This is a genomic window from Bradyrhizobium sp. AZCC 1693 (genome assembly GCF_036924745.1).
Taxonomy (GTDB): domain Bacteria; phylum Pseudomonadota; class Alphaproteobacteria; order Rhizobiales; family Xanthobacteraceae; genus Bradyrhizobium.
Genome location: NZ_JAZHSD010000001.1, coordinates 4990300 through 5015144, shown reverse-complemented (window position 1 = coordinate 5015144; position 24845 = coordinate 4990300). Strand labels below are relative to the sequence as shown.

General features: G+C 63.5%; 25 protein-coding genes and 1 tRNA gene. 11 read left to right on the top strand and 15 right to left on the bottom strand.

What is annotated here, in order from left to right; all coding sequences use genetic code 11:
* Positions 1-3: 3 nt before the first annotated feature.
* From V1293_RS23955 to V1293_RS23925, 7 genes are all read right to left on the bottom strand, one after another.
* Positions 4-687, bottom strand: a complete 684-nt coding sequence (locus tag V1293_RS23955; protein ID WP_334512764.1) for an LptA/OstA family protein — start codon at positions 685-687, stop codon at positions 4-6.
* Between the two features lie 5 nt (positions 688-692).
* Positions 693-1421: an LPS export ABC transporter periplasmic protein LptC gene (lptC, locus tag V1293_RS23950; RefSeq protein WP_334512762.1), complete on the bottom strand. Its 729-nt coding sequence runs from the start codon at positions 1419-1421 to the stop codon at positions 693-695.
* A 131-nt stretch (positions 1422-1552) separates the two neighbouring features.
* Complete coding sequence (locus V1293_RS23945) at positions 1553-2167, bottom strand: ribonuclease D (RefSeq protein ID WP_334512760.1); 615 nt, start codon at positions 2165-2167, stop codon at positions 1553-1555.
* A 198-nt stretch (positions 2168-2365) separates the two neighbouring features.
* Positions 2366-2524, bottom strand: a complete 159-nt coding sequence (locus V1293_RS23940) for a hypothetical protein (protein WP_334512758.1) — start codon at positions 2522-2524, stop codon at positions 2366-2368.
* A gap of 232 nt (positions 2525-2756) precedes the next feature.
* Positions 2757-3806 (bottom strand): HD-GYP domain-containing protein, encoded by a 1050-nt coding sequence (locus V1293_RS23935; protein WP_334512756.1) that lies wholly within the window; start codon positions 3804-3806, stop codon positions 2757-2759.
* Between the two features lie 945 nt (positions 3807-4751).
* Positions 4752-5048, bottom strand: a complete 297-nt coding sequence (locus tag V1293_RS23930; RefSeq protein ID WP_334512754.1) for a hypothetical protein — start codon at positions 5046-5048, stop codon at positions 4752-4754.
* 312 nt (positions 5049-5360) lie between these two features.
* A tRNA-Leu gene (locus V1293_RS23925) sits at positions 5361-5447 on the bottom strand.
* A gap of 149 nt (positions 5448-5596) precedes the next feature.
* Between V1293_RS23925 and V1293_RS23920 the strand changes: the two genes are divergently transcribed.
* Positions 5597-6565 carry a complex I NDUFA9 subunit family protein gene (locus V1293_RS23920; RefSeq protein ID WP_334512752.1) on the top strand — a complete coding sequence of 323 codons (969 nt, stop codon included), beginning with the start codon at positions 5597-5599 and terminating at the stop codon, positions 6563-6565.
* A gap of 54 nt (positions 6566-6619) precedes the next feature.
* Here V1293_RS23920 and V1293_RS23915 read toward each other — a convergent pair whose 3' ends face one another.
* A complete protein-coding gene (locus V1293_RS23915) occupies positions 6620-7426 on the bottom strand; it encodes an undecaprenyl-diphosphate phosphatase (protein ID WP_334512750.1) in 807 nt (268 codons plus the stop codon).
* Between the two features lie 173 nt (positions 7427-7599).
* On the opposite strand from V1293_RS23915, the gene V1293_RS23910 reads away from it, so the two are divergent.
* The 3 genes from V1293_RS23910 to V1293_RS23900 all read left to right on the top strand — a co-directional run bounded on the left by V1293_RS23910 (position 7600) and on the right by V1293_RS23900 (position 10335).
* Positions 7600-8292, top strand: a complete 693-nt coding sequence (locus tag V1293_RS23910) for a glutathione S-transferase family protein (protein ID WP_334512748.1) — start codon at positions 7600-7602, stop codon at positions 8290-8292.
* On the top strand, positions 8241-9428 hold the full coding sequence (gene queG, locus V1293_RS23905) for a tRNA epoxyqueuosine(34) reductase QueG (RefSeq protein WP_334512747.1): 1188 nt from the start codon (positions 8241-8243) through the stop codon (positions 9426-9428). The genes V1293_RS23910 and queG overlap by 52 nt, the downstream gene beginning before the upstream one ends.
* Before the next feature lie 100 nt (positions 9429-9528).
* A complete protein-coding gene (locus tag V1293_RS23900) occupies positions 9529-10335 on the top strand; it encodes an acyl-CoA thioesterase domain-containing protein (RefSeq protein ID WP_334512746.1) in 807 nt (268 codons plus the stop codon).
* A gap of 155 nt (positions 10336-10490) precedes the next feature.
* Here V1293_RS23900 and V1293_RS23895 read toward each other — a convergent pair whose 3' ends face one another.
* Together V1293_RS23895 and V1293_RS23890 are read right to left on the bottom strand one after the other, a co-directional pair.
* Positions 10491-10961, bottom strand: a complete 471-nt coding sequence (locus V1293_RS23895) for a nuclear transport factor 2 family protein (RefSeq protein WP_334512744.1) — start codon at positions 10959-10961, stop codon at positions 10491-10493.
* A gap of 169 nt (positions 10962-11130) precedes the next feature.
* Complete coding sequence (locus tag V1293_RS23890) at positions 11131-11925, bottom strand: alpha/beta hydrolase (RefSeq protein WP_334512743.1); 795 nt, start codon at positions 11923-11925, stop codon at positions 11131-11133.
* Positions 11926-12147: 222 nt separating this feature from the next.
* Here V1293_RS23890 and infC point away from each other — a divergent pair, with 222 nt between their 5' ends.
* Positions 12148-12687 carry a translation initiation factor IF-3 gene (infC, locus tag V1293_RS23885; protein WP_057849055.1) on the top strand — a complete coding sequence of 180 codons (540 nt, stop codon included), beginning with the start codon at positions 12148-12150 and terminating at the stop codon, positions 12685-12687.
* Between the two features lie 68 nt (positions 12688-12755).
* Here the strand turns inward: infC and V1293_RS23880 are convergent, their stop codons facing one another.
* A complete protein-coding gene (locus V1293_RS23880) occupies positions 12756-13190 on the bottom strand; it encodes a hypothetical protein (RefSeq protein WP_442894271.1) in 435 nt (144 codons plus the stop codon).
* A 264-nt stretch (positions 13191-13454) separates the two neighbouring features.
* Between V1293_RS23880 and rpmI the strand changes: the two genes are divergently transcribed.
* Positions 13455-13655 (top strand): 50S ribosomal protein L35, encoded by a 201-nt coding sequence (rpmI, locus tag V1293_RS23875; RefSeq protein ID WP_008539890.1) that lies wholly within the window; start codon positions 13455-13457, stop codon positions 13653-13655.
* A 77-nt stretch (positions 13656-13732) separates the two neighbouring features.
* A complete protein-coding gene (gene rplT, locus V1293_RS23870) occupies positions 13733-14092 on the top strand; it encodes a 50S ribosomal protein L20 (protein WP_108512729.1) in 360 nt (119 codons plus the stop codon).
* A 17-nt stretch (positions 14093-14109) separates the two neighbouring features.
* Here the strand turns inward: rplT and V1293_RS23865 are convergent, their stop codons facing one another.
* Positions 14110-14526, bottom strand: coding sequence for a hypothetical protein (locus V1293_RS23865; RefSeq protein ID WP_334512740.1), 417 nt, complete (start codon positions 14524-14526; stop codon positions 14110-14112).
* A 152-nt stretch (positions 14527-14678) separates the two neighbouring features.
* On the opposite strand from V1293_RS23865, the gene pheS reads away from it, so the two are divergent.
* The 3 genes from pheS to V1293_RS23850 all read left to right on the top strand — a co-directional run bounded on the left by pheS (position 14679) and on the right by V1293_RS23850 (position 19056).
* Positions 14679-15761 carry a phenylalanine--tRNA ligase subunit alpha gene (pheS, locus tag V1293_RS23860; protein WP_334512737.1) on the top strand — a complete coding sequence of 361 codons (1083 nt, stop codon included), beginning with the start codon at positions 14679-14681 and terminating at the stop codon, positions 15759-15761.
* A 109-nt stretch (positions 15762-15870) separates the two neighbouring features.
* Positions 15871-18279: a phenylalanine--tRNA ligase subunit beta gene (gene pheT / locus V1293_RS23855; protein ID WP_334512735.1), complete on the top strand. Its 2409-nt coding sequence runs from the start codon at positions 15871-15873 to the stop codon at positions 18277-18279.
* Between the two features lie 6 nt (positions 18280-18285).
* Complete coding sequence (locus V1293_RS23850; protein ID WP_334512733.1) at positions 18286-19056, top strand: sulfite exporter TauE/SafE family protein; 771 nt, start codon at positions 18286-18288, stop codon at positions 19054-19056.
* Positions 19057-19199: 143 nt separating this feature from the next.
* Here the strand turns inward: V1293_RS23850 and V1293_RS23845 are convergent, their stop codons facing one another.
* Positions 19200-19868, bottom strand: coding sequence for an ATP-binding protein (locus V1293_RS23845; protein ID WP_334512732.1), 669 nt, complete (start codon positions 19866-19868; stop codon positions 19200-19202).
* Positions 19868-21262, bottom strand: coding sequence for a flavin monoamine oxidase family protein (locus V1293_RS23840; RefSeq protein ID WP_334512730.1), 1395 nt, complete (start codon positions 21260-21262; stop codon positions 19868-19870). The genes V1293_RS23845 and V1293_RS23840 overlap by 1 nt, the downstream gene beginning before the upstream one ends.
* A 189-nt stretch (positions 21263-21451) precedes the next feature.
* Between V1293_RS23840 and V1293_RS23835 the strand changes: the two genes are divergently transcribed.
* Positions 21452-22453 carry a lipo-like protein gene (locus V1293_RS23835; RefSeq protein ID WP_334512728.1) on the top strand — a complete coding sequence of 334 codons (1002 nt, stop codon included), beginning with the start codon at positions 21452-21454 and terminating at the stop codon, positions 22451-22453.
* A 111-nt stretch (positions 22454-22564) separates the two neighbouring features.
* Here V1293_RS23835 and V1293_RS23830 read toward each other — a convergent pair whose 3' ends face one another.
* Complete coding sequence (locus V1293_RS23830; RefSeq protein WP_442894366.1) at positions 22565-24715, bottom strand: TonB-dependent receptor; 2151 nt, start codon at positions 24713-24715, stop codon at positions 22565-22567.
* Positions 24716-24845: the final 130 nt, after the last annotated feature.

Below are 24845 nucleotides of genomic sequence, written 5' to 3'. Positions count from 1 at the left end.
GTCTTATTTTTTGCCGGGGATCAGCGACGGTATCTGTACCGGAGCCGGAGCCGGCTTCGACCCGCCGGATCCCGATCCGCAATCCTGTCCCTGGATGAACATGCCCTGTACCTTGCCGCTGTCGGATTCGACCCGCGACACGCCGGTCGTCATGTCGACCTTCAGGCGGTCGCCGCGGAGCACGTTCTTGCACTGGGTCAGCACGACCCCGCCCACCATGGTGATGAGGTTGGCCCGCGTGTCGAAGATCGCAGTCTCGCCCGTCACCACCTGGTCCTTCTGCGTGACCACGACGGAGCCCTTGGCTTCCAGCCGGCGGATCGACGAACTGCCGCCGGGCCCGGGCGTCGCGGACTGCATCGAGCCGGATTTCGATCCCTTCGGCGCAGCGGGCGCAGGCGTCGCCGCCGCCGGGCCGGAATCGTAAAACACCACCAGCGACTTCGAGGTCATGGTGGTGTCGCCCTGCACGACCTTCACGTTTCCGGAGAAGGTCGCCTCCTTTTTCTTGTCGCGCATTTCGAGCGACGCCGCCTCGATCTGAATCGGCTGGTCGCGGTTTTGCGAAAAGCCCTGCATCGCATTCGGCACGCCCGACATGGCGCCCTGCGCCAAGGCGTCACCGGAAGCGATCAACGCGAGCGCAAGCGCTGCTGCCGCATGACTGCGCGAAAAGAACTGCATCATGAAGATCATTTCGTGTTTGATGACTTGCCGGTGACGGACCGCGTCCTCGGCGGTGGCGGCGGTTCAGGCTCGGGCTCGGGCGCCGCAGGGCTTTCCATGATCAGGTTCATCACGACGTTGCCTTCGAAGCGCACGATCTCGCCGCTGTTGATGATCCTGAGCCGGTCGGCGGTCAGCGTGCCATTCAGCAGCTTGACGTCGACATGCTCGTCCGACGTCACCGTTCCCTTGTTGATGTCGACATAGGCCTGCGAGAGCTTGGCCTCGTAGCCGGTGGAGGATTGCAGGAAGATGTCCTTGCGCAGGTCGAGCAGTTGCTGCTTGCTGTCGAAATATCCGGTACGGGCATCCATCGTCACCGTGCTCTTGTCCTCCATCATCACCTTGGCCCGCAGCGTCCTGAGCTCGACGTGATCGGGGTCGGCCAGATCCTGGATCGCGGCCTTGGCCCACAATTCGTAGGGACGCTGGTCGGTCGAGAAGCCGGCGAGGTGCGGCGTTTCCATCGTGATCTTGGTGCCCGACACCACGAGATTGCTCATGTCGACGGGCAGCTTCGACAGGCCCGCGCGGAACGGGTTGAAGATCGAGATCGCCACGATACCGGCCATGGCCAGCAGCACCGCCGCCGGGACCGCGACCCGCAGCATCCGCACCATCCGGCTGTGGCGGGCGGCCGCGGCAAAGCGGACCTCCATTCCGGTGGCATAGGCTGGGTTCTGTACCGAGTTCACCGTTGCTCCAAAGGGCCGCCAGGACAGCGTCATTCTACCCGCAATCGCAGGATTACGCAGCCTGGACACGCGCTATGAGTGTGACCGAAACGGGGCGGAGGCAGGTGCCCCGGCGCTTCAAATGGTCCCGGTCACGAATGCGCGAAGATGTCCTCGGCCTCCCAGCCACCGAGATCGAGCTTGGCCCGGGTCGGCAGGAAGTCGAAACAGGCCTGCGCCAGCTCGTTGCGGCCTTCGCGCGCGAGCATCGCATCGAGCCGCTCGCGCAGGCCATGCAGATGCAGCACGTCGGACGCGGCATAGGCGAGCTGCGCCTCGCTGAGGCTGGCCGACCCCCAATCGCTCGACTGCTGCTGCTTCGACAGGTCGATGTTGAGCACTTCGCGCACGAGGTCTTTCAGGCCATGCCGGTCGGTATAGGTGCGGGTCAACCGCGAGGCGATCTTGGTGCAATAGACCGGCTGCGGCATCACGCCAAAGGTGTTGTAAAGCGCGGCCAGATCGAACCGTGCGAAGTGAAAGATCTTCGTGATGGCAGGATTGGCCAGCAGCGCCTTCAGGTTCGGCGCGTCGGTGTGGCCCTTGGGAATCTGGATGACATCGGCGCTGCCGTCGCCGTTCGACATCTGCACCACGCAGAGCCGGTCGCGATGCGGGTTGAGCCCCATGGTCTCGGTATCGATCGCCACCGAATCCTTGTAGCGGGACAGATCAGGCAGGTCGCCGCGATGCAGGCGGATGGTCATGACGGAAAGCCTCGTGTCTCAGGTCGATTCGACGGAAACACTAGCGCCCGGAGCCGCGGGAGGCGAGCGGCTGGGCATGGCTTATAGGACGGGAAATGGCGGCTTCGTGGCGATTTTATCGCTTATCCAGCCTTCGACTGCTTTGCGCGCCGCGGATCGTTGCCGTGATGCCGCCGTTTGCGGCCGGCATCGAGACGTTCAGGCCGTCTTCTTTTCGGATGATTCCGGCGGCTGAAGCCCCGGGCTATTGGCCCAGCGGTCGAGATTCTCGATCACGTCCGCATGGCTCGGCCGTCGCGGAGGCGGCGGCTTCTGCTCTTCGGACAGCTTGCGCGGTAGCTTGATGTTCTCGGTCATGGGCTTGCTCCACGGCCGGATTATGCGCTCGCGCAAATCATAAATCAACTATTAACACATTGTTTTTACTGCAGTATTTAGCTAATTTGACGCCGGAATCCCGCTAGATGGAACCGGCACCAGGACGGACATTGAGTAAATGGGATTGGCCGGCCTTGCCGCCGATGGCGGCAGTGCCGTTCGCCCCGACATCCGGAAGCCATCTTTGATCCAGCCTGTCCTGCCAAGCGGGCTACCTGGTCAGGGCCACCTCCTTGAATGACGCCACCAGAGCCCTTTCGAGTTTTCCCGGCATGTTGGCGAGAACGTTGTAAGCCTCCTCCCGAGGCATGGTGGGCTTATAGTGCCGATGCTCAATCAGCGCGGCGAAGATATCGGAGATGGTCAGCATGCGAACGATGTCGGTGATGCTCTCGGCACAGAGCGCGTCGGGATATCCGCTGCCATCGAGATATTCGTGATGATGCCGGACTGCATCCAGGATTTCGGCGGAAACACCTTTTTGATGTTTCAGGAACTCGTATCCTGACACCGGATGCATCTCGATAAGTGCGCGTTCCTCGGCGTCCAGCCGTCCGGGCTTGTTCAGGATCGCCAATGGTATGGTTGCTTTGCCTATATCATGAAGCATTGCAGCAGAATACAGCCGCTCAAGGTCGGTCCTCCTCAGTCCTAAGCTAAGTCCAAAGTCGACGGCCACACCGGTAACGAGGAGGCAGTGCTGGTAGGTCCCCTCGTGATGGTGCCGCACGGTCGTGAGCCATTCAGTGAGCCCGCGCTCTGCGATGCGATCGGCGATTTTCCTGCCAGCTTCATTGGTCCCAATCATATCGATCGACTGGCCAAACGACACCGCGGTGAACATCGAGCCAATGGCGGTAACCGCAATCTCAACATCGTCGTCTTGCTGCAGAGTGCCGGTTGGCGAGGCGCTTTCCGGGTCTAGCGGATCGGCCAAGGCAGCGAGCAATTTGCACTGGTCTATCGTAGCGGGCAGGACAAGCGTGGCTCCCAGGGCATAGGCCTGCGAGATACAGATGTGAGATGGTTCTTCGACAAGGAATATCCGCTTGCGGGCCTTGGCCATGCGGGCACTCCTCTTCTTGAGAGCCGCGATGTTGTTGACGACACTCAGATTAACCCGGACAACCACCGCGTCCGGCACCTGCGTGAGCTTTGCGTCGGCATCGAGCCGTTCCGGTGCTACGCCGAATCTGTGGCCAAGGACGCCGCAAAGGGCGGACAACTTCGCGGCATCATCAGCCAGAACATGCACAAACATGATTTCGTCTCCGTTGAAATGCAGAACCGGTGGAGGATAGAATCAGAAAAAACTCCTGTGTCTCCGCTGTTTCAATTTGCAGATATTCGACCCTCGACAGCAGCGAAGCGAGGTTCGTCAAAATGCCAGACGGCCCTCGTAGGCGAGGTCCATCGAATTTTGAGACGGTAGACATTTGCGCCCTCGTTTCGTCGGAAGCGATGCAAAGAGAAAATGAACGACACAAATACTCAACAGACCAAACGCCAGCGCATCACGTCGACAGCGCAGCCCTGACTGGCTTTGCACAGGGCTATGACAACCGGGGCCGCGCATATCCGCTAATCGTGCAGGTGATGTAATTCTCAGGCCATGGTCCTTAACGCGGGGTGCAATTTTCGGCGGCAATTGGTGACGAAGTACCCGCAGCCAGTGCAATCGTTATCGAAAATTGGCAGACGGCCGAGCAGGACTGTTGAGTGCCAGTAATACTACGGGTGTCCGAAGTTTGATCTACGTCACTTCCTATGAGATGATGCCCATCATGCCGAACGGCGAACATCTATGAGCTGATGAACAGCGACGCTCTGCCAACCCTCGCGCCAAAAATATTTCGCTTCAGCGACATTGATCAGTTTCGAAGTTCCGTGGGAAATCTGACCGTGGAAATTACCCCTCTCGTGGGAAAATCGCGGCGAACCGGTGTCAGTCCTTTCGTCGAAAAATCTATCCGGCGCGATGTAGGGAGTGCGGTGGCAAAGGCCGTGGGAGAGACGCGGCCGACCGAGGTGGCCTCACAGCTCTGCAGTCTCTGATGGCGGCGACAAATCAGCGCTCCGCCTGAGGCTCGATCTATTCAAGCTCTCCTGGCATTCGCGCTGTGTCATCGGTCGGCTCCCCGCACGGCACCGGATCGGCGGCGGTTCCGAATCATTGACGAACAATTATTTCTTTGTTGCTCGCCGTTTAGTCGCAGCGGCGCTCCCTGCGCGTGATCCTGCGGCCGTCGTCCCGTTCAATCGTGGTAGTCTCCATGCGGCAGCGCTGTCGTGGGCCGACGGTGACACCACCTGGGCCGACGCCGACTGTCGTGTCGGAATCATACCGGCGACGGTCCCTATAATAGCGGTCGTCGCGATCCCGTCCGATCTGAACATCGACGCCTTGGGCCATCTTGAGGCCTTGGGCCTTGGCCGGAGTGAGGAGGGGGGCAGTCGTCAGCACCGCTGCGGCGGCCGCCACGGCAAGAGCGATCTTCATCATCTGGGAGCCTCCTTGACTTGATTTAGCGGTGCAACGGGCGCGGCCCCTAAGAGTTCCACAGGGGCAATTGGGGGAGGACGGGAGTAGCGCGGCGTATGTGGCACGCGGGCTAGCTCTGGCCTGCTCCGCAAGCAACGGGAGCGCCTGCAGGGCCAATTTCGCGGTTCGGCTCCGCTACATTTCAAGCTGACCCACCAGCCAAAGATCAGGTTTGTGGGAGTAGGTGCCCGGACCCCCATTGGGGCCAAGCAACTCGATGCGGCGCATCAATTAGCGTCGCGAACCTCGAAGCGAGATCATGGGCAAGGGCAATGGTGCCCAGGAAAGGACTCGAACCTTCACGGCCGTGAAGCCACTGGCACCTGAAGCCAGCGCGTCTACCAATTCCGCCACCTGGGCCCGGGCGGGTTAGTAAGGAACGGTCGCACGCTTGTCAAATTGCTTCGATGCCATCCAAATGCGCTGTACAGGGACCGCGGGTTGGCGTATCGCGAATCCACTAAATACCACCGATATCTCTCGAATTTGACCGGCAGGAGTTGACCCCGATGGCATCGAATCAGGAAACGCTGGTCACGGTCTTTGGCGGATCGGGCTTTCTGGGACGAAACGTGGTGCGGGCGCTGGCCAAGCGCGGCTACCGCATGCGGGTGGCGGTGCGGCGGCCGGAACTGGCCGGGCACCTGCAGCCGCTCGGCAGGGTCGGCCAGATCCATGCCGTGCAGGCCAATCTGCGCTACCCGGCCTCGGTGGAGGCCGCGATGCGCGATTCACATGTCGCCATCAACCTCGTCGGTATCCTGACCGAGAGCGGCGCGCAGACCTTCGAGGCAGTGCAGGCCAGCGGCGCCGAAACGATCGCGAAGACCGCCGGCGCCACGGGCGCCCGCATGGTGCAGATTTCCGCGATCGGCGCCGACGAGAACTCGCCCTCGGCTTACGGCCGCACCAAAGCGGCCGGCGAAAAGGCCGTGCTGGCCGCCGTCCCCTCCGCCACGATCCTGCGGCCGTCGCTGGTGTTCGGCCCCGATGATCAGTTCACCAATCGGTTTGCGGCGCTGGCGCGGATGTCGCCGTTCCTGCCGCTGATCGGCGGCGGGGAGACCCGGCTGCAGCCGGTCTATGTCGGCGATGTCGCGGCCGCGGTGGCCGATGCCGTCGACGGCAAGGCCAAGGCAGGTGCGACCTACGAGCTCGGTGGACCGGAAGTGCTGACCATGCGCGAGATCATGGAAGCCATTCTCGCGATCACCGGGCGCAAGCGCATGCTGGTTTCGCTGCCGTGGGGCTTGGCGAAGTTGCAGGCGCTGTTCCTGCAATTTGCGCCGGGCGCGTTGAAGCTGACGCCGGATCAGGTGACGCTGCTGCAGTCGGACAATGTGGTGTCGGACGCGGCGAGGGCTGCCGGCCTCACGCTGGAAGGGCTCGGCATCACGCCGGAATCGATGGGGGTCATCGCCCCGCAATATCTGTGGCGCTTCCGCGCCGCCGGGCAGTTTCAAAGGAAGAGCGCTTAGCTTCGTCGTCCCGGCTAAGCGGCGCGCAACAGACAGGGACGACGCAGCGAAACTTTATCGCCCCAGCGCCAGCGCGATCAGGCCGAGCGTGCCGATGATGACGCGCCACCACGCGAAGAACGTGAACCCGTGGCGGGTAACGTAGGTCAGGAACGTCTTCACCACGATCGCCGCCGTGATGAACGACACCACAAAGCCGATCGCAATGACGCCGATGTGGTCGACCGTCATCTCGCCGCGGTTCTTGTAGAAATCATAGGCGAACGCGCCCACCATGGTCGGGATGGCGAGAAAGAACGAGAACTCCGCCGCCGAGCGCTTGTCGCCGCCGAGCAGCATCGCCGCCACGATGCTGGCGCCGGAGCGCGATACGCCCGGAATCATCGCGACGCATTGCGCGATGCCGATCCACAGATACATCATCAGCGGATAGCGCGTGGCGTCGTCCTCGTGCGGCTTGAGATAGAGCTGATCGACCCACAACAGGATCGCGCCGCCGACGATCAGCGTGAAACACACCACCCACGGATTGAACAACAGCTCCTTGATGTATTTGCCGACAGCCAGGCCGACGACCACCGCCGGCAGGAACGCCACCAGCACGCCGATCACGAACCGGCGATCGTCCGCGTTGGTGAACATGCCGAGCGCGACGCGTGACAGCTTGACGAAATACAGCATCACGATCGCAAGAATCGCGCCGAGCTGAATCAGGATCACGAAACTCTGCCAGAAGGCGCCCTCGCCAAGGCCGAAGAAGCGTTGCGCCAGCAGCATATGGCCTGTGGAGGAAACCGGGAGAAATTCCGTGATACCCTCGATGATGCCGAGAATCACCGCCTTCACTGCATCCGACATCATGGTGTGGTCCATTTTGACAGGAAAATCGCGCTCTTCTCGCCTATTCCTTCCCATGCCGCAATCGCAAAAAAACGCCAAACATAGGTTGCCTCGTGCGCCTGCTTGGCTAGTGTCCCGATTCGCTTGACGCGGCTTTGGGGGTTCCCAGGCGCCGCGAGTTGACGCAGGATTGCATGTACACGCTCTACCACCACCCGTTCTGCCCGCATTCGCGCTTCATTCGCCTCGTGCTGGGCGAACACGGCCTCGACCTGCGCCTGGTGGAGGAACGGGCCTGGGAGCGGCGCGAAGGGTTTCTCGTGCTCAATCCCGCGGCCGCAACGCCGGTCTTGATCGCTGACGGCTTTCCGCCGATTCCCGGCGCCGGGATCATCGCCGAATATCTCGACGAGACGCACGGCCTGGAGGCGGGCGATCGGCGGCTGTTGCCGGCCTCGATGGCCGAACGTGTCGAGGTGCGCCGGCTGATGGCGTGGTTCAACGAAAAATTCTACGAGGAGGCGTCGAACCCGCTGGTGACCGAGCGCATCTACAAGCGCTTCATGAGCGAGGAGAATGGCGGCGGCGCGCCGGCGGCCGACGTAATCCGCGCGGCCAAGGTCAATGTGCGCTATCATCTGGCCTATATCGGCTGGCTGGCGCAGACGCGGAATTTCCTCGCCGGCGACCGGCTGACCTACGCGGATCTCGCCGCCGCGGCGCATCTTTCGGCGATCGATTATCTGGGCGATGTGCCATGGCACGAGGACGAGGCGGCAAAGGCGTGGTACGCGCGGGTGAAATCCCGCCCGTCGTTCCGCCCGCTGCTGAGCGAATGGCTGGCGGGCGTGCCGGCGTCGCGGACCTACGTGGACCTCGACTTCTGAACAAGGCCGTCAAACTCTCCGCCGCCGATCTGAAGGCCGCGCTGGTGCGCGAGGCGGAGACGCTCGGCTTCGACTGCATCGGCGTGACCGATCCCGACGCGATCGGCGATGCCGGCAAATATTTCCGCGAATTCCTCGAGGCCGGCGCGCATGGCGACATGGACTGGCTCGCGGCGCAACCCGAACGGCGGATGGATCCGCGCGTGCTGTGGCCCGGCGTGCGCTCGATCATCATGCTCGGCTTCAATTACGGGCCGGACGAGAATCCGCTCGATATTCTCAAGGCTCGCACACGCGGCGCGATCTCCGCCTACGCGCAGGGCGACGACTATCACGACGTCATCAAGAAGCGCCTGAAGATGCTGGCGCGATGGCTGGCCGCCGCCTCAGGCGAAGAGGTGAAGGTTTTCATCGATACCGCCGCCGTGATGGAAAAGCCGCTGGCGCAGGCGGCAGGCCTCGGCTGGCAAGGCAAGCACACCAACCTCGTCTCGCGCGAATTCGGCTCATGGCTGTTTCTCGGCGCGATCTTCACCGCAACCGAACTGCCGCGCGACGCGGCCGACAGCGATCATTGCGGCTCCTGCAATGCCTGCCAGGAGATCTGCCCGACCGCGGCATTTCCAGCGCCCTACAAGCTCGATGCCCGCCGCTGCATTTCCTATCTCACGATCGAGAACAAGGGACCGATCCCGCACGAATTCCGCAAGAGCATCAGCAACCGGATCTATGGCTGCGACGATTGCCTCGCCGTGTGCCCGTGGAACAAGTTCGCGCAGGAAGGCCGCGAAGCAAAACTGGCCGCGCGGGCGGAATTGCGGGCGCCTTCGTTGGCCGAGCTGGCGCGGCTCGACGACGCCGCGTTTCGTGCGCTGTTTTCGAAATCGCCGGTCAAGCGCATCGGCCGCGACCGTTTTGTCCGCAACGTGCTGATCGCGATCGGCAACGCTGACGATGCGTCGCTGGCGCCGGAGGCCGAACGCCTGCTGGACGATGCAAGCCCGCTGGTCCGCGGCGCGGCGGTGTGGGCGCTGGCGCAGTTGATGGCGCGGGAGAAGTTTGACGCGCTGGCGGCGAAGTCGGTGGGCGTCGAGACGGATGATGGTGTCCGCGAAGAGTGGCGGCGCGCTTCCTGAGTCCGCCGTGCCTTGGCGTACTGGATCGTCCGCTCCAGTGCGCAATTGCGCACAAGGCGGACGATGACAGGCAGAGCAAAATCCGCCATGGTCGCGCGCCATGACAAAAAACCAGCCTTTCTTCACGCATAATCGCGACAGCGATACCTTCATGCCCACACCGGTCGCAAACGGCCCGTGGGACCCCAATTCCCTGCACGGCCGTGTCGTTGTCGGCCTGCTCGCCCACGGGATCGAGCAGCGCCACGGCGCCGACGATTTCGTGCCGGCGCGGCTCACCGTCGACATGTTCCGCCTGCCGAACATCGCGACGCCGATCGAGGTCAAGACCAAACTGGTCCGCGACGGCTTGCGCATCAGGGTGGTGGAAGCCGAGTTTGTCAGCGGCGGCACCCGCATGGCGCGCGCGTCCTGCCAGTTATTGCGCAAGACGGAAAACGCGCCGGGCAATGTCTGGTCCCCGCCGAACTGGGATGCGCCGAAGCCGTCGGATATTCCGAAGCCGACCGATGTCAGGCTCGGCATGAACGGCAAATGGACCACGCGGCCGATCGTGGGCCATATGGGTGCGCTTGGGCCGCGGCGCTTGTGGATGAGCGAGGTGCGCGAACTGGTCGAGGGCGTACCGATGTCGCCCTTCGTCCATGTCGCAACCGGCGCGGATTTCGCAAGCCCCTTCGCCAATGCCGGCGATCAAGGGCTCGGCTACATCAACAGCGACGTCACGCTCTATCTGCACCGGCTTCCAGTCACGCCATGGGTCGGCTTCGACGTGGTCAACCATCACGCCACCGACGGCATCGCGATCGGCGAATGCTGGCTCTATGACGAAAAGGGACCGATCGGGACGTCGACGGTGGCGGCGCTGGCGCAGCGCAAGCCGATGACCAACGTGCCGCCGCCGTAAGCCGTTCGCCTTCGGCCGTCATGCCCCGCGAAGGCGGGGCATCCGGTATCCCAGAGAGCGCGAAGTAGGACCGAGAAGCCGCGGCGTACTGGATCGTCCGCCCCAGTGCGCAATTGCGCACAAGGCGGACGATGACAGAAAGAGCGCGATATAATTCACTCCGCCAGATGCCGCTTCATCTCCGGCCGCGCCTTCAGCGCCGCGCCCTGCTTGGCGACGATCTTCGCGATGCGGTCCGGCGCAAACTTGATGTCGACGAAGGCCGGCGCGGTGTTGGCAACCTCGTGGTACTCCGTGATCTTGCCGTCGCGCAGCCGCATGATCGCGACGCCCTCGAACATCGCGCGCGCCTCTTCCGCCTCCGGCAGCGTCGAGCGGTAGCTGAAGGTGTAGCGCGCATAGAGCGTCTCGCCGTCGCTGACGGGGTCGTGCATGTCCCAGCGGAAATCGGTGGCCGTGCGATAGAACCAGTCGTCGATCAGTTCCGCGATCTTCGCGCGCCCTGCGAACGCGCCGTAAAACACGTCGTGATAGACGCCGTCTTCGGTGAACAGTTCGGCGAAAGCCTTGCCGTTGCGCTGCTCGACGGCGTCGCAGAACACGCGGAGCATGGTGGAAGTGTTCATGAGCTTACTCCCGCGTCGTTACTTTTCTCTTCCCTCTCCCCTTGTGGGAGAGGGTGGATCAATCGTGCGAAGCACGATTGAGACGGGTGAGGGGTCTGTCTCCGCGGATAGAGACCCCTCATCCGGCGCTTCGCGCCACCTTCTCCCACAAGGGGAGAAGGGAAGAAGATCACCCCATCTCCGCCACGGCGGCCATGATACGCGCGATGTCCTGCGGGCGCGACAGGCGGTGGTCGCCGTCCTGGATCATGGTCAGCACCACGTCCTCGGCCGGCAACCGGTGCGCCAGCGCGAAGGCATGCTGCCAGGGCACATCAGGGTCCTGCGCGCCCTGCAGGATGCGCACCGGGCATCCGACCTCGATGGCGCTGCCGAGCAGGAGATGGTTGCGGCCTTCCTCGATCAGCGCGCGCGTGATCGGATAGGGCGTGCCGCCACCATACTCCGATGGCCGCATCCATACGCCGTTGCTGATGATTTCCTGCCGGATCTCATCGGAGAAGTCGTTCCACATCAATTGCTCGGTGAAGTCGGGCGCCGGCGCGATCAGCACGAGGCCCGCGAGTGTCGCACCCGCCGCCTCACGTCTGGCGATGGCGCCCGCCAGCAAGAGTGCCATCCAGCCGCCCATCGACGAGCCGATTACGACCTGCGGCCCGCGACAAAACTGCTCGAACACGGCGATGCTCTCTTCGAGCCAGCGCCCGATGGTACCGTCGATGAAGGCGCCGCCCGATTCGCCATGGCCGGAATAATCGAATCTAATACAGGCGCGGCCATGTTCCGCGGCCCAAGTATCCAGCGCGAGCGCTTTTGTGCCGCGCATGTCGGAATTGAAGCCGCCGAGCCAGAACAGCCCGGGCCCGCTGCCGGCGCGGGTGCGCACCGCGATCCGGCGGCGGCCATTGCCCTCTCCCACCTCGATAAAGGTCGGTTCCTGGTCGATCGGCGCTGAATTGGTCATGGATCGGTCACTCTCGCCCGCTGCTTTGTCCGCGAGCCCGCGTCATCGGTCAAGCGCGGCCGGACTTCGCTTGCGCATCGGGCCGCCGAGCTATATTTGCCTGAAGTGACCGAAATGCCTCGCATTTGACGGTTTTCGGGCGCAGAGCGTGAGTTCGCTTGCTGTTATCAGCGTATTGCTTCAAACTACGGCCCTTCCTTTCACAACTTTGGAGAGTTACCCATTCGCCGTCCCAACAGAGCCCCGCCCGCTGCAACCAAAGACGGGCCGCGCACCAATGATGATATCCGCAACGCGCAGATCCAGCTGATCGATCAGACCGGCCTCAACCACGGAACCGTCGAAACCGTGGTCGCCATCAAGATGGCCCTCGAGGCGGGCATGGATCTCGTCGAGATTTCGCCGAACAACAATCCTCCCGTTTGCAAAATTATGGACTACGGGAAGTTCAAGTATTCGGCACAGAAGAAAGCCGCCGAGGCCCGCAAGAAGCAGAAGATCGTCGAGATCAAGGAGATCAAGCTGCGGCCGATGATCGACGATCACGACTACGACGTGAAGATGCGCGCGATGCAGCGGTTCTTCGAGGAAGGCGACAAGGTCAAGATCACCTTGCGCTACCGCGGCCGCGAAATGGCGCACCAGGAGATCGGCACCAAGCTTCTAGACAAGGTGAAGGCTGATGTCGCCGAATTCGCCAAGGTCGAGCAGGACGCGCGTTTCGAAGGCCGCCAGGTCGTGATGGTGCTGGCGCCTCGCTGATTTGAAATAGCGTATTGGACGATGCGATGCGGCCCGTCAGACGATCTGGCGGGCCGTTTGCGTTCGCCTTAGCTCCGCGTGGCCTGCCAGGTGCCGCTGCAGCGGTCGCCGGTGATGATGCCGCGCCACGTGCCCGCGCCGCTGCGGCCGACGAGGAGGCCACCGCCGCTCGCCCTGGAGGCGCCGACGGATACCTTGACCGCGACCGCCCCGGCGCGATTGACCGAGCCTGAAACCCTGCCACCGCCGCCCGATAAAACGCGGCCGCCGATGACGGTAAAGGGGACGCTGTAGCCGGAACTGCAATTGCCGCGCGTGGTCGCGAAGACAACGTTCCAGATGCCATCATAGGCTCCTGCCGCCCTGTGTCTGTGTCGGGTCGCGGCGTCGGCGGCAGGCGCCGCCGCTATCGCAGCGAGCGCGGCCAACATCGGGAGCCAGCGCAGGCTTCGCGGACGTGGAAAAGCGTTAAAGCAGGCAACCGATCGCTGAAAACGGGTCATTTGTTCCTGCTCCGCACCGAGGTGTTAATGATATCACGGGGTAGGTAGCAGCACGGCCTTCCGCGGTTCATTATTGCCAATTGGCGCTTCCTCTGCCATAAGCCCGACCTTCATCGCCCGGCTGATCAAGGGCTGCCGTGTCGATGTCCGTGCGGGTTATCTCGAATTCTGAGAAAATCTGAGCACTTTCAACGCTCTAACGAGCATTTTAAGCCGCAAAAGCGCCCCTCGGGCGCGTTTTTCTGTGGCCGACAGGAGAGCCAAATGCCCAAGCTGAAGACCAAGTCAGGCGCTAAAAAGCGCTTCAAGGTGACTGCCACCGGCAAAGTGATGCACGCCCAGCGCGGCAAGCGCCACGGCATGATCAAGCGGACCAAGAAGCAGATTCGTCAGCTCCGCGGCACCCGCGTGCTGTTCAAGACCGACGGCGACAACGTCAAGAAGTACTTCTTGCCGAACGCCTGATCGCGCTCGCATTCCGCTCAAGCCGGCCGCGTCCGCGCGGCGATCCATCACCGATTTAAAATTCAAGGATAGCAGTCATGTCTCGCGTCAAACGCGGTGTGACCTCTCACGCCAGGCACAAGAAAGTCTACAAGGCCGCCAAGGGTTTCCGCGGCCGCCGCAAGAACACCATCCGCGCCGCCAAGGCCGCGGTCGAGAAGGCCGGCCAATATGCCTTCCGCGACCGCAAGCGCAAGAAGCGCACCTTCCGCGCGCTCTGGATCCAGCGCATCAATGCCGCGGTGCGCCCGTTCGGCATGACCTACAGCGTCTTTATCAACGGCCTGTCGAAGTCGGGCATCACGGTGGACCGCAAGGTGCTGTCGGATCTCGCCATCACCGAGCCGGCGGCGTTCCAGGCGATCGCCGAGAAGGCCAAGGCCGCGCTGGCGGCCTGAGGCTTCGAGCAGAAGTGCTAGCGAGCCTTCGAAGGGCTCGCGGCCTTCAGCGCGCGTTGCGAGTAGCGCCGGGCGACCTCCGCCCGGCAAAAGGCCGTGAACGAGAGATACATGGTGCCGGATTCGTTCCGGTACTTTTGATCGCAAACGCCCATCTCGCGCTTGTAGGCCTGCTTCTGCGGCGCCTTGAGGCGTCCAAGGAAATCGCCCTCGCATTTCTTTTCGACGGCGGAGCCAAGCTGGACGTCACCGCTGGTGCCGAATTCGCAGTCCTTGAACACCTTCATCGCGCGCTCGCAGCCGGACGAGGCGTTGATCACGTCGACGATCTCATTTGATGTCATCGACTTGTCTATACAGACCGCGGCAAGCGCGGGACCGCCGCCGAGCGACAGAATGACGGCCAGAACGGCCGCCGAGGGACCAAAACGCATCGTGCTCTCCTTGATCGAATGCATCTTGGTAGGGCGGCCGGGATAAGGGTTCAAACGCGCAGGGTCGCCAGCCTGCCCTTAGCGGGCTTTTTGCTTGACGTTTTGGCCCGGGAGCGGCGACAACCGGCGGCCTTTTGCGAAAGAGATTGACCGTGTCCGACCTCGCCACACTCGAAAAGTCCATTCTTGACGATATCGCCGCCGCCGGGGACGAAGCCGCCCTTGAAGCCGTGCGCGTTGCAGCGCTCGGCAAGAAGGGCTCGATCTCGGCGCTGCTCGCCACCCTCGGCAAGATGTCGCCGGACGAGCGCAAGACGCAGGGCGCGGCGATCAACCTCGCCAAGGACAAGGTCACCCAGGCGCTCGGCGCGCGTCGCGACATCCTGAAATCGGCGGCGCTCGACGCCCGGCTTGCCTCCGAGACCATCGACGTCACGCTGCCGCTGCGCGAGGCGCCGGCAGAAGCCGGCCGCATCCATCCGCTGAGCCAGGTGTTCGAGGAGGTCAACACGATCTTCGCCGACATGGGATTTGCGATCGCCGAAGGTCCCGATATCGAGACCGATGATTACAACTTCACCAAACTGAATTTCCCCGAGGGCCATCCGGCGCGGGAAATGCACGACACTTTCTTCTTCAACCCGAAGCAGGACGGTTCGCGCATGCTGTTGCGCACGCATACGTCGCCGGTGCAGGTGCGCACGATGTTGTCGCAGAAGCCTCCGATCCGCGTGGTCTGCCCGGGCCGCACCTACCGAATCGATTCGGATGCGACGCATACGCCGCAGTTCCACCAGGTCGAGGGCCTCGTCATCGACAAGGGCTCGCATCTCGGCCACCTCAAATGGATCCTGCACGAGTTCTGCAAGGCGTTCTTCGAGGTCGACCACATCAACATGCGGTTCCGCCCGTCGTTCTTCCCGTTCACCGAGCCCTCGCTCGAGGTCGACATCCAGTGCCGGCGCGACAAGGGCGAGATCCGCTTCGGCGAAGGCGAGGATTGGCTCGAAATCCTCGGCTGCGGCATGGTGCATCCGAACGTGCTGCGCGCCTGCAACATCGATCCCGACGTCTATCAGGGCTTTGCCTGGGGCATGGGCCTCGACCGTATCGCAATGCTGAAATACGGCATCGCCGATCTCAGGCAATTGTTCGACAGCGACGTCCGCTGGCTTTCGCATTACGGCTTCAAGCCGCTCGACATCCCGACGCTCGCGGGGGGATTGAGCACGTGAACGTCGCCGAGACCACCACTGCGGAGCGCGCCCCCACCCTGACCCTCACAGCGCGAGCGAAGCTCGGCGCGACCCGCGAGCGGGAGAGCGGACAAGAGAAGCAAACATCATGAAATTCACGCTCTCCTGGCTGAAGGAACATCTCGACACCGACGAGCCGCTGGAAAAGCTCGCCGACAAGCTCACCATGATCGGGCTCGAGGTCGAGAGCATCGAGGACAAGGCGAAGGCGCTGGCGCCGTTCTCCATCGCGCGGGTGATTTCGGCCGAGCAGCATCCGAATGCGGATCGCCTGCGCGTGTGCATGGTTGACACCGGCAATGGGGCTGCGCCGGTGCAGGTCGTCTGCGGCGCGCCGAATGCGCGCGCGGGTCTCGTCAGCGTGTTTTCGCCACCCGGCACCTTCATCCCCGGCAAGAATATCACGCTCGGCGTCGGCACCATCCGGGGTGTCGAGAGCCGCGGCATGCTGTGCTCGGCGGCCGAGCTTGAGATTTCCGAGGACCATGACGGCATCATGGAGCTGCCGGCCGATGCACCGATCGGCAAGGGCTACGCCGAATGGGCAGGCCTCGGCGATCCCGTGCTCGAAATCAATCTGACGCCGAACCGCCAGGACTGCACCGGCGTCCACGGCATCGCGCGCGATCTCTCCGCCGCCGACATGGGCAAGCTGATCGATCCCGGCATCAAGCCGGTCAAGGGCGAATTCCCCTGCCCGGTGAAGGTGACGGTGGAAGACGCCACGCTGTGCCCGGGCTTTGCGCTGCGGCTGGTGCGCGGCGTCAAGAACGGCCCCTCCCCCGAGTGGCTGCAGAAGCGCCTGACCTCGATCGGGCTGCGCCCCATCAACGCGCTGGTCGACATCACCAACTTCATGACCTACGACCGCGCCCGGCCACTCCACGTGTTCGACGCCAGGAAGGTGAACGGCAATCTCACGGTGCGCCGCGCCAAAGACGGCGAGAGCCTGCCGGCGCTCGACGGCCGCACCTATACGCTCGATCCCGCGATCTGCGTGATCGCGGACGAGCACGGCGTCGAATCGCTCGCCGGCATCATGGGCGGCGAGACGTCCGGCTGCGACGAGAACACGACCGACGTGCTGATCGAATCGGCGCTGTGGAACGAGATCAACATCGCGCAGACTGGCCGCAAGCTCGGCATCAATTCGGACGCCCGCTATCGCTTCGAACGCGGCGTCGATCCGGCCTTCATGGTGCCGGGGCTCGAGCTCGCGACCAAGCTCGTGATGGAGCTCTGCGGCGGCACGCCGTCAGAAAATATCGTCGTCGGCAACGCCTTCGGCGACGACCGCATCATCGATTTCCCGCTGGGCGAGGTCAAACGTCTTGCCGGGATCGAAGTGTCACTGGTCGAGATGCGGCGCATCCTTGGCCATCTCGGCTTCATGGTCGCCGGCAGCGGCCCGGCGGTGAAGGTCGCGGTCCCCTCCTGGCGCACCGACGTGCAGGGCAAAGCCGACATCGTCGAAGAAGTTGTGCGCATCGTCGGCGTCGACAAGGTGCCGATGACGCCGTTCGAGCGCGGCGAGGAAGCCCGCAAGCCGGTGCTGACCACGATCCAGAACCGTACCCGCCGCGCCAAGCGCGCGCTGGCGGCGCGCGGCATGGTGGAAGCCGTGACCTGGTCGTTCATCTCCAAGCCGCATGCCGAATTGTTCGGCGGCGGACAGGCTGAGCTTGCGCTCGCCAACCCGATCGCCTCCGACCTCTCGGACATGCGGCCGAGCCTGTTGCCGGGCCTCGTCGCCGCCGCACAGGCCAACGCCAACCGCGGCTTTCAGGACGTCGCGCTGTTCGAGGTCGGGCAGATCTTCAAGGGCGACAGGCCTGAGAACCAGTTCGTCGCGGCCTCGGGCGTGCGCCACGGCTTTGCGTCCTCGAAAGGCATCGGCCGGCACTGGTCGGGCTCTGCCATGACCGATGCGCTCGATGCCAAGGCCGATGCGTTCGCCGTGCTCGCGGCTGCCGGCGCGCCAATGCAGGCGCTGCAGATCGTGCCGGGCGGCGCCAACTGGCTGCATCCCGGGCGCTCCGGCACCATCCAGATCGGCCCGCAGAATGTGCTCGGCTATTTCGGCGAGCTGCATCCGCGCACGCTGGAAGCGCTCGGCGCCGACGGCCCCTTGATGGCGTTCGAAGTCATCCTCGACCGCATCCCCGACGCCAAGAAGAAGCCGACCCGCGCCAAGCCGCTGCTCGAACTCTCCGCGTTCCAGCCGGTGTCGCGCGACTTTGCCTTCATCGTCGATCGCAGCGTGAAGGCCGGTGACATCGTGCGATCCGCGCAGGGCGTGGACAAAAAGCTGATCACGGACGTGAGCGTATTCGACGTCTACGAAGGCAAGGGCATCGATCCGGACAAGAAGTCGATCGCCATCGCCGTCACGATCCAGCCGCGCGAGAAGACCTTGACCGACCAGGAAATCGATGCGGTAGCGGCGAAGATCGTGGCCGAAGTGACGAAGAAGACCGGCGGCACGTTACGGGCATGATGCCGCATGAACCCTGCGGCGCTCATTCCGGCTGACGTCGGCATCAACGCGGCGATTGCGATCTGCGCGGTCGCCTTCATCTCGGGGACGGCGCGGGGATTTTCCGGATTCGGCGCGGCGCTGATCTTCATGCCGCTCGCGAGCTCCATCGCTGACCCGCGGCTCGTGGCCGCGCTGCTCCTGATCATCGATTTCGTCGCCGCCGCGCCGCTGCTGCCGGGCGCATGGGAAAAGGCCGACCGCAAGGCGACTGCGGTCATGGTAACAGGCGCGCTGATCGGCGTCCCCATCGGCACCTATTTCCTGAGCCGGCTCGAACCGGTGACGACGCGCTGGATCATCTCCGCCTTCGTCTTCGCGCTGCTGCTGCTGTTGCTGTCGGGCTGGCGCTACCGCGGCAAGGACCACGCGGCGATCTCGGTCGGCATCGGCGGACTATCAGGCTTCTGCAGCGGGCTGGCCCAGACCGGCGGCCCGCCGATCGTCGGCTACTGGCTCGGCCGCCCGCTTCCGTCCGTGATTGCCCGCGCCAATATTCTGCTGTTCTTCGGCGCATCGGATTTCTTTTCCGCCGTCAGCTACGCCACGGCCGGCCTGATCACGCTGGATGCGATGAAATTCGCGTTCGTGGTCGGCCCCGTCTACGGCATCGGCGTCTGGTTCGGCGCCTCGTTGTTCGGCAAGGCCAGCGAAACCGTATTCCGCGCGATCTGCTACGCACTGATCGCCGCCGCAGTCATCTTCGGCCTGCCGGCACTGGATGGTGTGTTGCGCTGACTCGTCGTCCCTGCGAACGCAGGGACCCATAACCACTGACGCCTAATGTTCGCATTGGATGTGGCTCCAGCCCGCCACAACAATACCAACGGTGGTTATGGATCCCGACTCGCGCTTCGCTTGGCCGGGACGACGGGAGAGTTTTAGCCCATCACCAGATCGCAATACGCATAACCATCACGCTCCACGCGCTCGCCGGTCGTCACCGTGAGCCGCCGCGAAAACATCGGCCCCGCCACCACGCAGGTGTGAAACTCGCCGTTCTCGCCGCAAGCGTCGACGCCTTCGGGCAGATCGGCCAACAGCGACGCATCGAACTTTCGGCCTGCAAATTCCGCTGACAGCTTCTTCAGATCGACGGTTGCGATATGCGCTTCGAGTCCGCTTGCGATCATCACACGCGCCAGTTCCGTCGTCGGCCGCTCCCACAGCGGAAACACCGGCGTGATGCCGGTGCCTGCCAGCTTCTGTTCGCGATAGGCGCGAATATCTCTGAGAAAAAGATCGCCGAAGATCATGTGCGTGATCCCGTCGGCGACGGCCTTCGCGACCGCTTCCCCCATCCGCGCCTCATAAACCTCGTTCGGACAGGGATAGGGAATCGGCACGATCCGCTGCGGCAGGCTCGCCGCCTCGCATTGCGCCTGCAATATCTCCTGCCGCACGCCGTGGATCGATACCCGGCCAAACGTCTCAGTCACCGTGGTCAGCGCGCCGACCACATCGAGATCTCCCCCGCGCGCAACCTCATGCAGCGCGAAGGCCGAATCCTTGCCGCTCGACCAGGAGATCAGTGCTTTCGGGCGCGCCATCAGTTGATCGTGGACCCGCGCCGCCGCGGCTTCGCCGGCCGCGCCTCCGGCTCGGGATCCTTCAACGCACCGATCCGCCGCAACGCCGATACCGCAGCGCGCTCGCCGCTTTCCCACGCGCCGTCGATCGTTCCCCACATCGTTTCATGGGTGGCCTCGCCGGCGAGGTAGATGCAGCCGAACGGTTCAGCCAAAACCTTTCGCGAGGATTGCGCGCCGGGACCGGCGGCCGACATTGCGCCGAGTGCGAACGGCGCGGCGTTCCAGCGCGTCGCGCTCGATTTCTTCACCGCGGCCGCCACCTCGCTGCCGTACAGTTTGGTCAGCCATTCCACCGCAAACGCCACCATGGCCTTCTCGCCCTGCGCGGAAAGATCGCGGCCGAACGAGCCGCCAACGTCGATCGTGCAGAGCGACGAGCCGCCCATATTGGCGAATATCATCCCCGTCCTGGTCGAGTTGCTCTGCTCGATGATGACGTCGTCGCGGGCGAGGCCCAGCGGATTGCCCGCCATCTGCAGCGCGATCCGGTCATAGCTGCCGAGGCTGAGCCTCGAGGCGGCATCGAGCGTGCGCTTCGGAATATCAGGTGCGAACTTGATATTGCCGGCGGCCAGCACGTTGCTCGACACGGTGACGACGGCGGCACGCGCGGCGATCTTGCCCGCCGGCGTTTCCACGCTGACATCGCGGTTGCTCCAGGCAATGCGATTGGCCGGTGTCGACAGCGACAGCGGCACCTGCTCGCCAAGCTTTGCGATCAGCGTGCCCAATCCCTGACGGCAGCCGATCGCGGTATTGCGATCCTGCGCGCGGGACTTGTCGCCGACGGAGACGTCTTTCAGATCCTTGCCCGCGAAACTGGCGCCCAGCACAAACTCCACCGTGTCGGCCCAGTCGCCGAGATCCTTCGGCAGCACGGAGGCACAGGAGACGTCGGACCGCCGCGCGGCTTCGTCGATGGCGCGGTTGGCGCGCACGAGCGCGGCGAGAAATTGCTCGGTCTCGCCGGCGCGGGCATTGCGGCGGCCGATGCGGATCTTCTGGCCCGCGGGCGCGGTTGTGATCTCGAGGCCGGCGGCGCGCGCCAGCTTGATCATCGGATTGGTTTCGGGATTGTGCATCCAGCGCGCGCCGCGGTCGAACGGCACGTCGAAGGTGGAAGCGTCGGTCTGGCAGCGGCCGCCGATCTGGCTCAAAGCCTCCACCACGATCACCTTGCGGTTCGCCGCCATGATCCGCCGCGCCGCAGCAATGCCGGCCGCACCCGCGCCGATCACCACAATGTCAGCTTCCCGCGGCAACGGCGCTGCTCCCGCACGCACCCCGGAAAAAACCGGAATGGCCGCCAGACCTGCGGACGCCGACAGGAAGGTGCGGCGCGTCATTGTCATGTCATGGTTTCCGGAACCTGAAGGAAGCGAGAACAGCTAGCGAACTGTGCCGCATCTCACGTAACGCAGCAACACTCATGGTAAATCAATCATGATTGATCCGTTTGGCGCATGAACTAAATTGAAACGGCTTGCGACCATGATAAGGAAACAAAAAAAGCGGGAGAAAAGCCGCTCTGGGGGAGTTTCATGGGCGTAATGCTCGATACGATCGGCCAGGTGATTGCGGGCTACCTGCAGAAGGAAGTCCCGGGCTATGAGCCGTTCACCCCCAGCGACCCCGAGCATCTGCGCGGCGTCATCGAGCCCGGCGATGTGCTGCTGGTCGAAGGCAACAACCGGATTTCCGGCATCATCAAATACCTGACGCAATCCACCTGGTCGCATGGCGCGCTTTACGTCGGCCCGGTCGACGGCGCGTTTGAACCCGACGGCGAGCCGCACGTCCTGATCGAAGCCAATATCGGCGAAGGCGTGACCTCGGCGCCGCTGTCGAAATATTATCCCTATCACACCCGGCTCTGCCGCCCGATCGGCCTGTCCTACGAGGACCGCACCACGGTGTGCCGCTACGCCATCAACCGCATCGGCTTCGGATACGACACCAAGAACATTGTCGACCTGATGCGCTACCTGATCCCGCTGCCGGTGCCGCAGCGCTGGCGGCGGCGCATGATCGCGTTCGGCTCAGGCGATCCCACCAAAATCATCTGCTCGGCGCTGATCGCGCAGGCGTTCGACGCCGTGCGCTACCCGATCCTGCCCAAGATCACCCGCGCGGCCTCGCGAAAGGCCCGGCGCGAGATCCTGCATATCCGCGATTCTTCGCTGTACATGCCGCGCGATTTCGACATCTCGCCCTATTTCGAAATCGTCAAACCCACCATCGTGCACGGCTTCGACTACACGGCCCTGCACTGGGCCGACAAGCAGAAGCCGCTCCAGGAGGTAGCGGGCGAATTCGGTGTGTTTCCAGAGATCAAATCGCCGCCGCTTGCTCCTGAAGAGATTGACCAAGAAGCGCCGCTTCCGGCTGAAGAAGTGACAATTGAGGAAGTGGCAATTGAAGAAGTGACCTGCGAAACGACGGTCATCGAACGCGTCACCGTGTCGGAACATTATCTCGCCGTCGAATACGTCCCGGTCCGCCCGCCGGAGCGCCGCATGAAGCCGCGCGTGATGGTGGCGTAAGCCACGGATCGTACGGTGGGCAAAGCGAAAGCGTGCCCACCATCCCGAACCAAAAGCTCGGATCAATGGTGGGCACGGCGCAAGCGCGCCTTTGCCCACCCTACAGCGCCATCAAAACCTCGCCGCCAATGTCAGCCGCACCGCCAACGGCTCTGCCGGATGCACATGGCGATCAGCGACGCCGCCGATCGGCTCGCCCGGCAATCGCGACAGATAATAGTACTCGATCTGATTGGTCTTCGCATTGAACAGATTGAGCACGTCGAGCTGCAGCCGCAGGCCGTTGTCGAATTTGTAACCCGCCCGCGCATTGAAGATCAGCGACGGCTGCGAACGGACGCTGTCGTCCTCGATCAGGGGACGCCGCCCGAAATAGCGCCCACGCAATGCGCCGAACCAGCCGCTCTCGCTGCCGAACGTCACGCCCCCGCCCGCGATCCACGCCGGTGCGCCCGGGATGAAATGGCCTGCGGGATCGAAATCGGTGAAGCGGGCGCGCGTATATACGACATCCAGATCGAGCCGCATCCACGGCAACACCTGATACTGGTTGGTCCACTCGACGCCGACGCGCCGGCTTGGCCGGCTGGCTTCGGTCGTCCCGGCATCGCCGACGAACAGCAATTCGGAATCGAAATCCAGCGCGAACACCGCAAGCGAACTGGTGAGGCCCTCGAGCGCCTTGGTGCGGATGCCGAGCTCGGCGCCCTTCGAACGAACCAGCAACGGCACGCGATCCTGCGGCGTCACCTTGTCGACCGGATCGACCGTGATCGTCGCGCCTCTGATGTCGTTGGAATGCAAGCCGTAGCCGGCATTGCCGTAGAACTCGGTCCTGTACCAGGGCCCCAGCACAAATCCGGCCTTGGGGCTCGTCATCGACGCCTGCGCATTGCCCGAATTCTCCGGCGTATCGCTGACGACGCGGCCGGCGAAATAATCCGCGCGAATCCCGACCGTGGTACGCAGCCAGTCGGTCCAGCGTGCCGTCGTGTCGGCCCACAGGCCGACATTGGCTTCTCGCACGCTGTCTTCGCGAACGGTCGAGAGCGTTTCGCGCTGCAACGTCTTGAACAACCCGACGCGGATATCGTCACCGCGCGTCTGCAGTCCGACGCGGGTCTGCGTTTCGATGCCGCCCACGCGCGTGTCGAAGGCGTGGCTCGCATTCAAGCCGTAGACCGTTCGCCGGTCCATCTGGCTGAACTGATCGCCATTGACGGGATCGTCGAGAAAATACGTGAAATTGTTGTAGAGCCGCAGCGACGAGTTGATCACATAGGCGTTGATCTTGCTCTGCCCGTATTCGCTGGATTGCGCCCGATTGCTCGACAGCGAGAACCGGCTCGACGTGCCGCCATCGGTCAGATCGAGCGAGCCCAGCCGGCCGATCAGGCCCTGGTCGATCGCACGCTGCGCCACCTGATCGGTCGAATTCCAGCCGTTGGAGTAGGCCATCGCCGACAGCGTGAAGCCGTCGGTGGCGGTGCCCTGGCTATAACGCAGCACGCCGTTCAGCTTGCGCACATTGTCAGGCACGTCCCACGGACCATCATATCCGACGCCCTCGAAGGCGGCGAGCAGCGTGCCCGCACCGACCGCTGTCGATGCCGCCATCAGCGCGCGGCGATAGCCAAAACTGCCGAATGTCAGTTCGGCGATGTTCTTCTGCAGCCGGTTGACATAGTCGATGGCAACAGTGCCCGCGGATGCGAAGTCGCCCCGGTCGGCGAAGTACGGCCCCTTGCGGACATTGACCGATTGCACCAGTTCCGGGATCAGGAAATTGATGTCGGCATAGCCTTGGCCATGGCCGTGGGTCGGCATGTTGACCGGCATGCCGTCGACGCTGATGGCCAGATCAGTGCCGTGGTCGAGGTTGAAGCCGCGCAGAAAATACTGGTTGGCTTTGCCCTCGCCGGAATGCTGGGTAACGATCAGACCCGGCACCACCTCCAGCGCCTCGCCGACGCGCGAGAACGGCCTGGCGTTGACTTCCGCGCCGCTGATGGTCATCGCACTGGCGGCGCTCGGCTGCATGTATGCGGGCCCTGCGGTCGCGGACCCCGACGTCACGCCGCCGCTGACCTGCGGTGGCACAGGTACACTCGGCTGAACCGTGGATGGAGTTCGCGCACTCCGCTCCCGGCGCGGCGGCTTAGTCCGGTTGCGCGGCCGCGCGTCGGGCGGATTCACCGTCACCGCGGGAAGCTGGCTGGGCATGACGGCCGCGACGCTCTGGGCGTCCGCAGGTTGCGCCATCACAATCAGTGATGCGGTGGCGGAAAATATCCGCCAAATGGCCTTACGCAACGCCATGCCCCCGCACGATAATTGCTACAGTCGGTGTACGACCAGTTCGACTTCACCCGGCACTTCACGCTAGCAGCAC

What these genes read in the sequence shown, in the direction of transcription:
- V1293_RS23835 (WP_334512728.1), top strand. Translation starts at nt 21,452, where the DNA reads ATGGGCGTAATGCTCGATACGATCGGCCAGGTGATTGCGGGCTACCTG.
- rplT (WP_108512729.1), top strand. Translation starts at nt 13,733, where the DNA reads ATGTCTCGCGTCAAACGCGGTGTGACCTCTCACGCCAGGCACAAGAAA.
- V1293_RS23900 (WP_334512746.1), top strand. Translation starts at nt 9,529, where the DNA reads ATGACAAAAAACCAGCCTTTCTTCACGCATAATCGCGACAGCGATACC.
- queG (WP_334512747.1), top strand. Translation starts at nt 8,241, where the DNA reads ATGGCTGGCGGGCGTGCCGGCGTCGCGGACCTACGTGGACCTCGACTT.
- V1293_RS23955 (WP_334512764.1), bottom strand. Translation starts at nt 687, where the DNA reads ATGATGCAGTTCTTTTCGCGCAGTCATGCGGCAGCAGCGCTTGCGCTC.
- V1293_RS23850 (WP_334512733.1), top strand. Translation starts at nt 18,286, where the DNA reads ATGAACCCTGCGGCGCTCATTCCGGCTGACGTCGGCATCAACGCGGCG.
- V1293_RS23880 (WP_442894271.1), bottom strand. Translation starts at nt 13,190, where the DNA reads ATGACCCGTTTTCAGCGATCGGTTGCCTGCTTTAACGCTTTTCCACGT.
- V1293_RS23940 (WP_334512758.1), bottom strand. Translation starts at nt 2,524, where the DNA reads ATGACCGAGAACATCAAGCTACCGCGCAAGCTGTCCGAAGAGCAGAAG.
- V1293_RS23910 (WP_334512748.1), top strand. Translation starts at nt 7,600, where the DNA reads ATGTACACGCTCTACCACCACCCGTTCTGCCCGCATTCGCGCTTCATT.
- V1293_RS23830 (WP_442894366.1), bottom strand. Translation starts at nt 24,715, where the DNA reads ATGGCGCAACCTGCGGACGCCCAGAGCGTCGCGGCCGTCATGCCCAGC.
- rpmI (WP_008539890.1), top strand. Translation starts at nt 13,455, where the DNA reads ATGCCCAAGCTGAAGACCAAGTCAGGCGCTAAAAAGCGCTTCAAGGTG.
- V1293_RS23945 (WP_334512760.1), bottom strand. Translation starts at nt 2,167, where the DNA reads ATGACCATCCGCCTGCATCGCGGCGACCTGCCTGATCTGTCCCGCTAC.
- V1293_RS23915 (WP_334512750.1), bottom strand. Translation starts at nt 7,426, where the DNA reads ATGATGTCGGATGCAGTGAAGGCGGTGATTCTCGGCATCATCGAGGGT.
- V1293_RS23920 (WP_334512752.1), top strand. Translation starts at nt 5,597, where the DNA reads ATGGCATCGAATCAGGAAACGCTGGTCACGGTCTTTGGCGGATCGGGC.
- V1293_RS23935 (WP_334512756.1), bottom strand. Translation starts at nt 3,806, where the DNA reads ATGTTTGTGCATGTTCTGGCTGATGATGCCGCGAAGTTGTCCGCCCTT.
- pheT (WP_334512735.1), top strand. Translation starts at nt 15,871, where the DNA reads ATGAAATTCACGCTCTCCTGGCTGAAGGAACATCTCGACACCGACGAG.
- V1293_RS23865 (WP_334512740.1), bottom strand. Translation starts at nt 14,526, where the DNA reads ATGCGTTTTGGTCCCTCGGCGGCCGTTCTGGCCGTCATTCTGTCGCTC.
- V1293_RS23895 (WP_334512744.1), bottom strand. Translation starts at nt 10,961, where the DNA reads ATGAACACTTCCACCATGCTCCGCGTGTTCTGCGACGCCGTCGAGCAG.
- V1293_RS23930 (WP_334512754.1), bottom strand. Translation starts at nt 5,048, where the DNA reads ATGATGAAGATCGCTCTTGCCGTGGCGGCCGCCGCAGCGGTGCTGACG.
- V1293_RS23845 (WP_334512732.1), bottom strand. Translation starts at nt 19,868, where the DNA reads ATGGCGCGCCCGAAAGCACTGATCTCCTGGTCGAGCGGCAAGGATTCG.
- V1293_RS23840 (WP_334512730.1), bottom strand. Translation starts at nt 21,262, where the DNA reads ATGACAATGACGCGCCGCACCTTCCTGTCGGCGTCCGCAGGTCTGGCG.
- V1293_RS23890 (WP_334512743.1), bottom strand. Translation starts at nt 11,925, where the DNA reads ATGACCAATTCAGCGCCGATCGACCAGGAACCGACCTTTATCGAGGTG.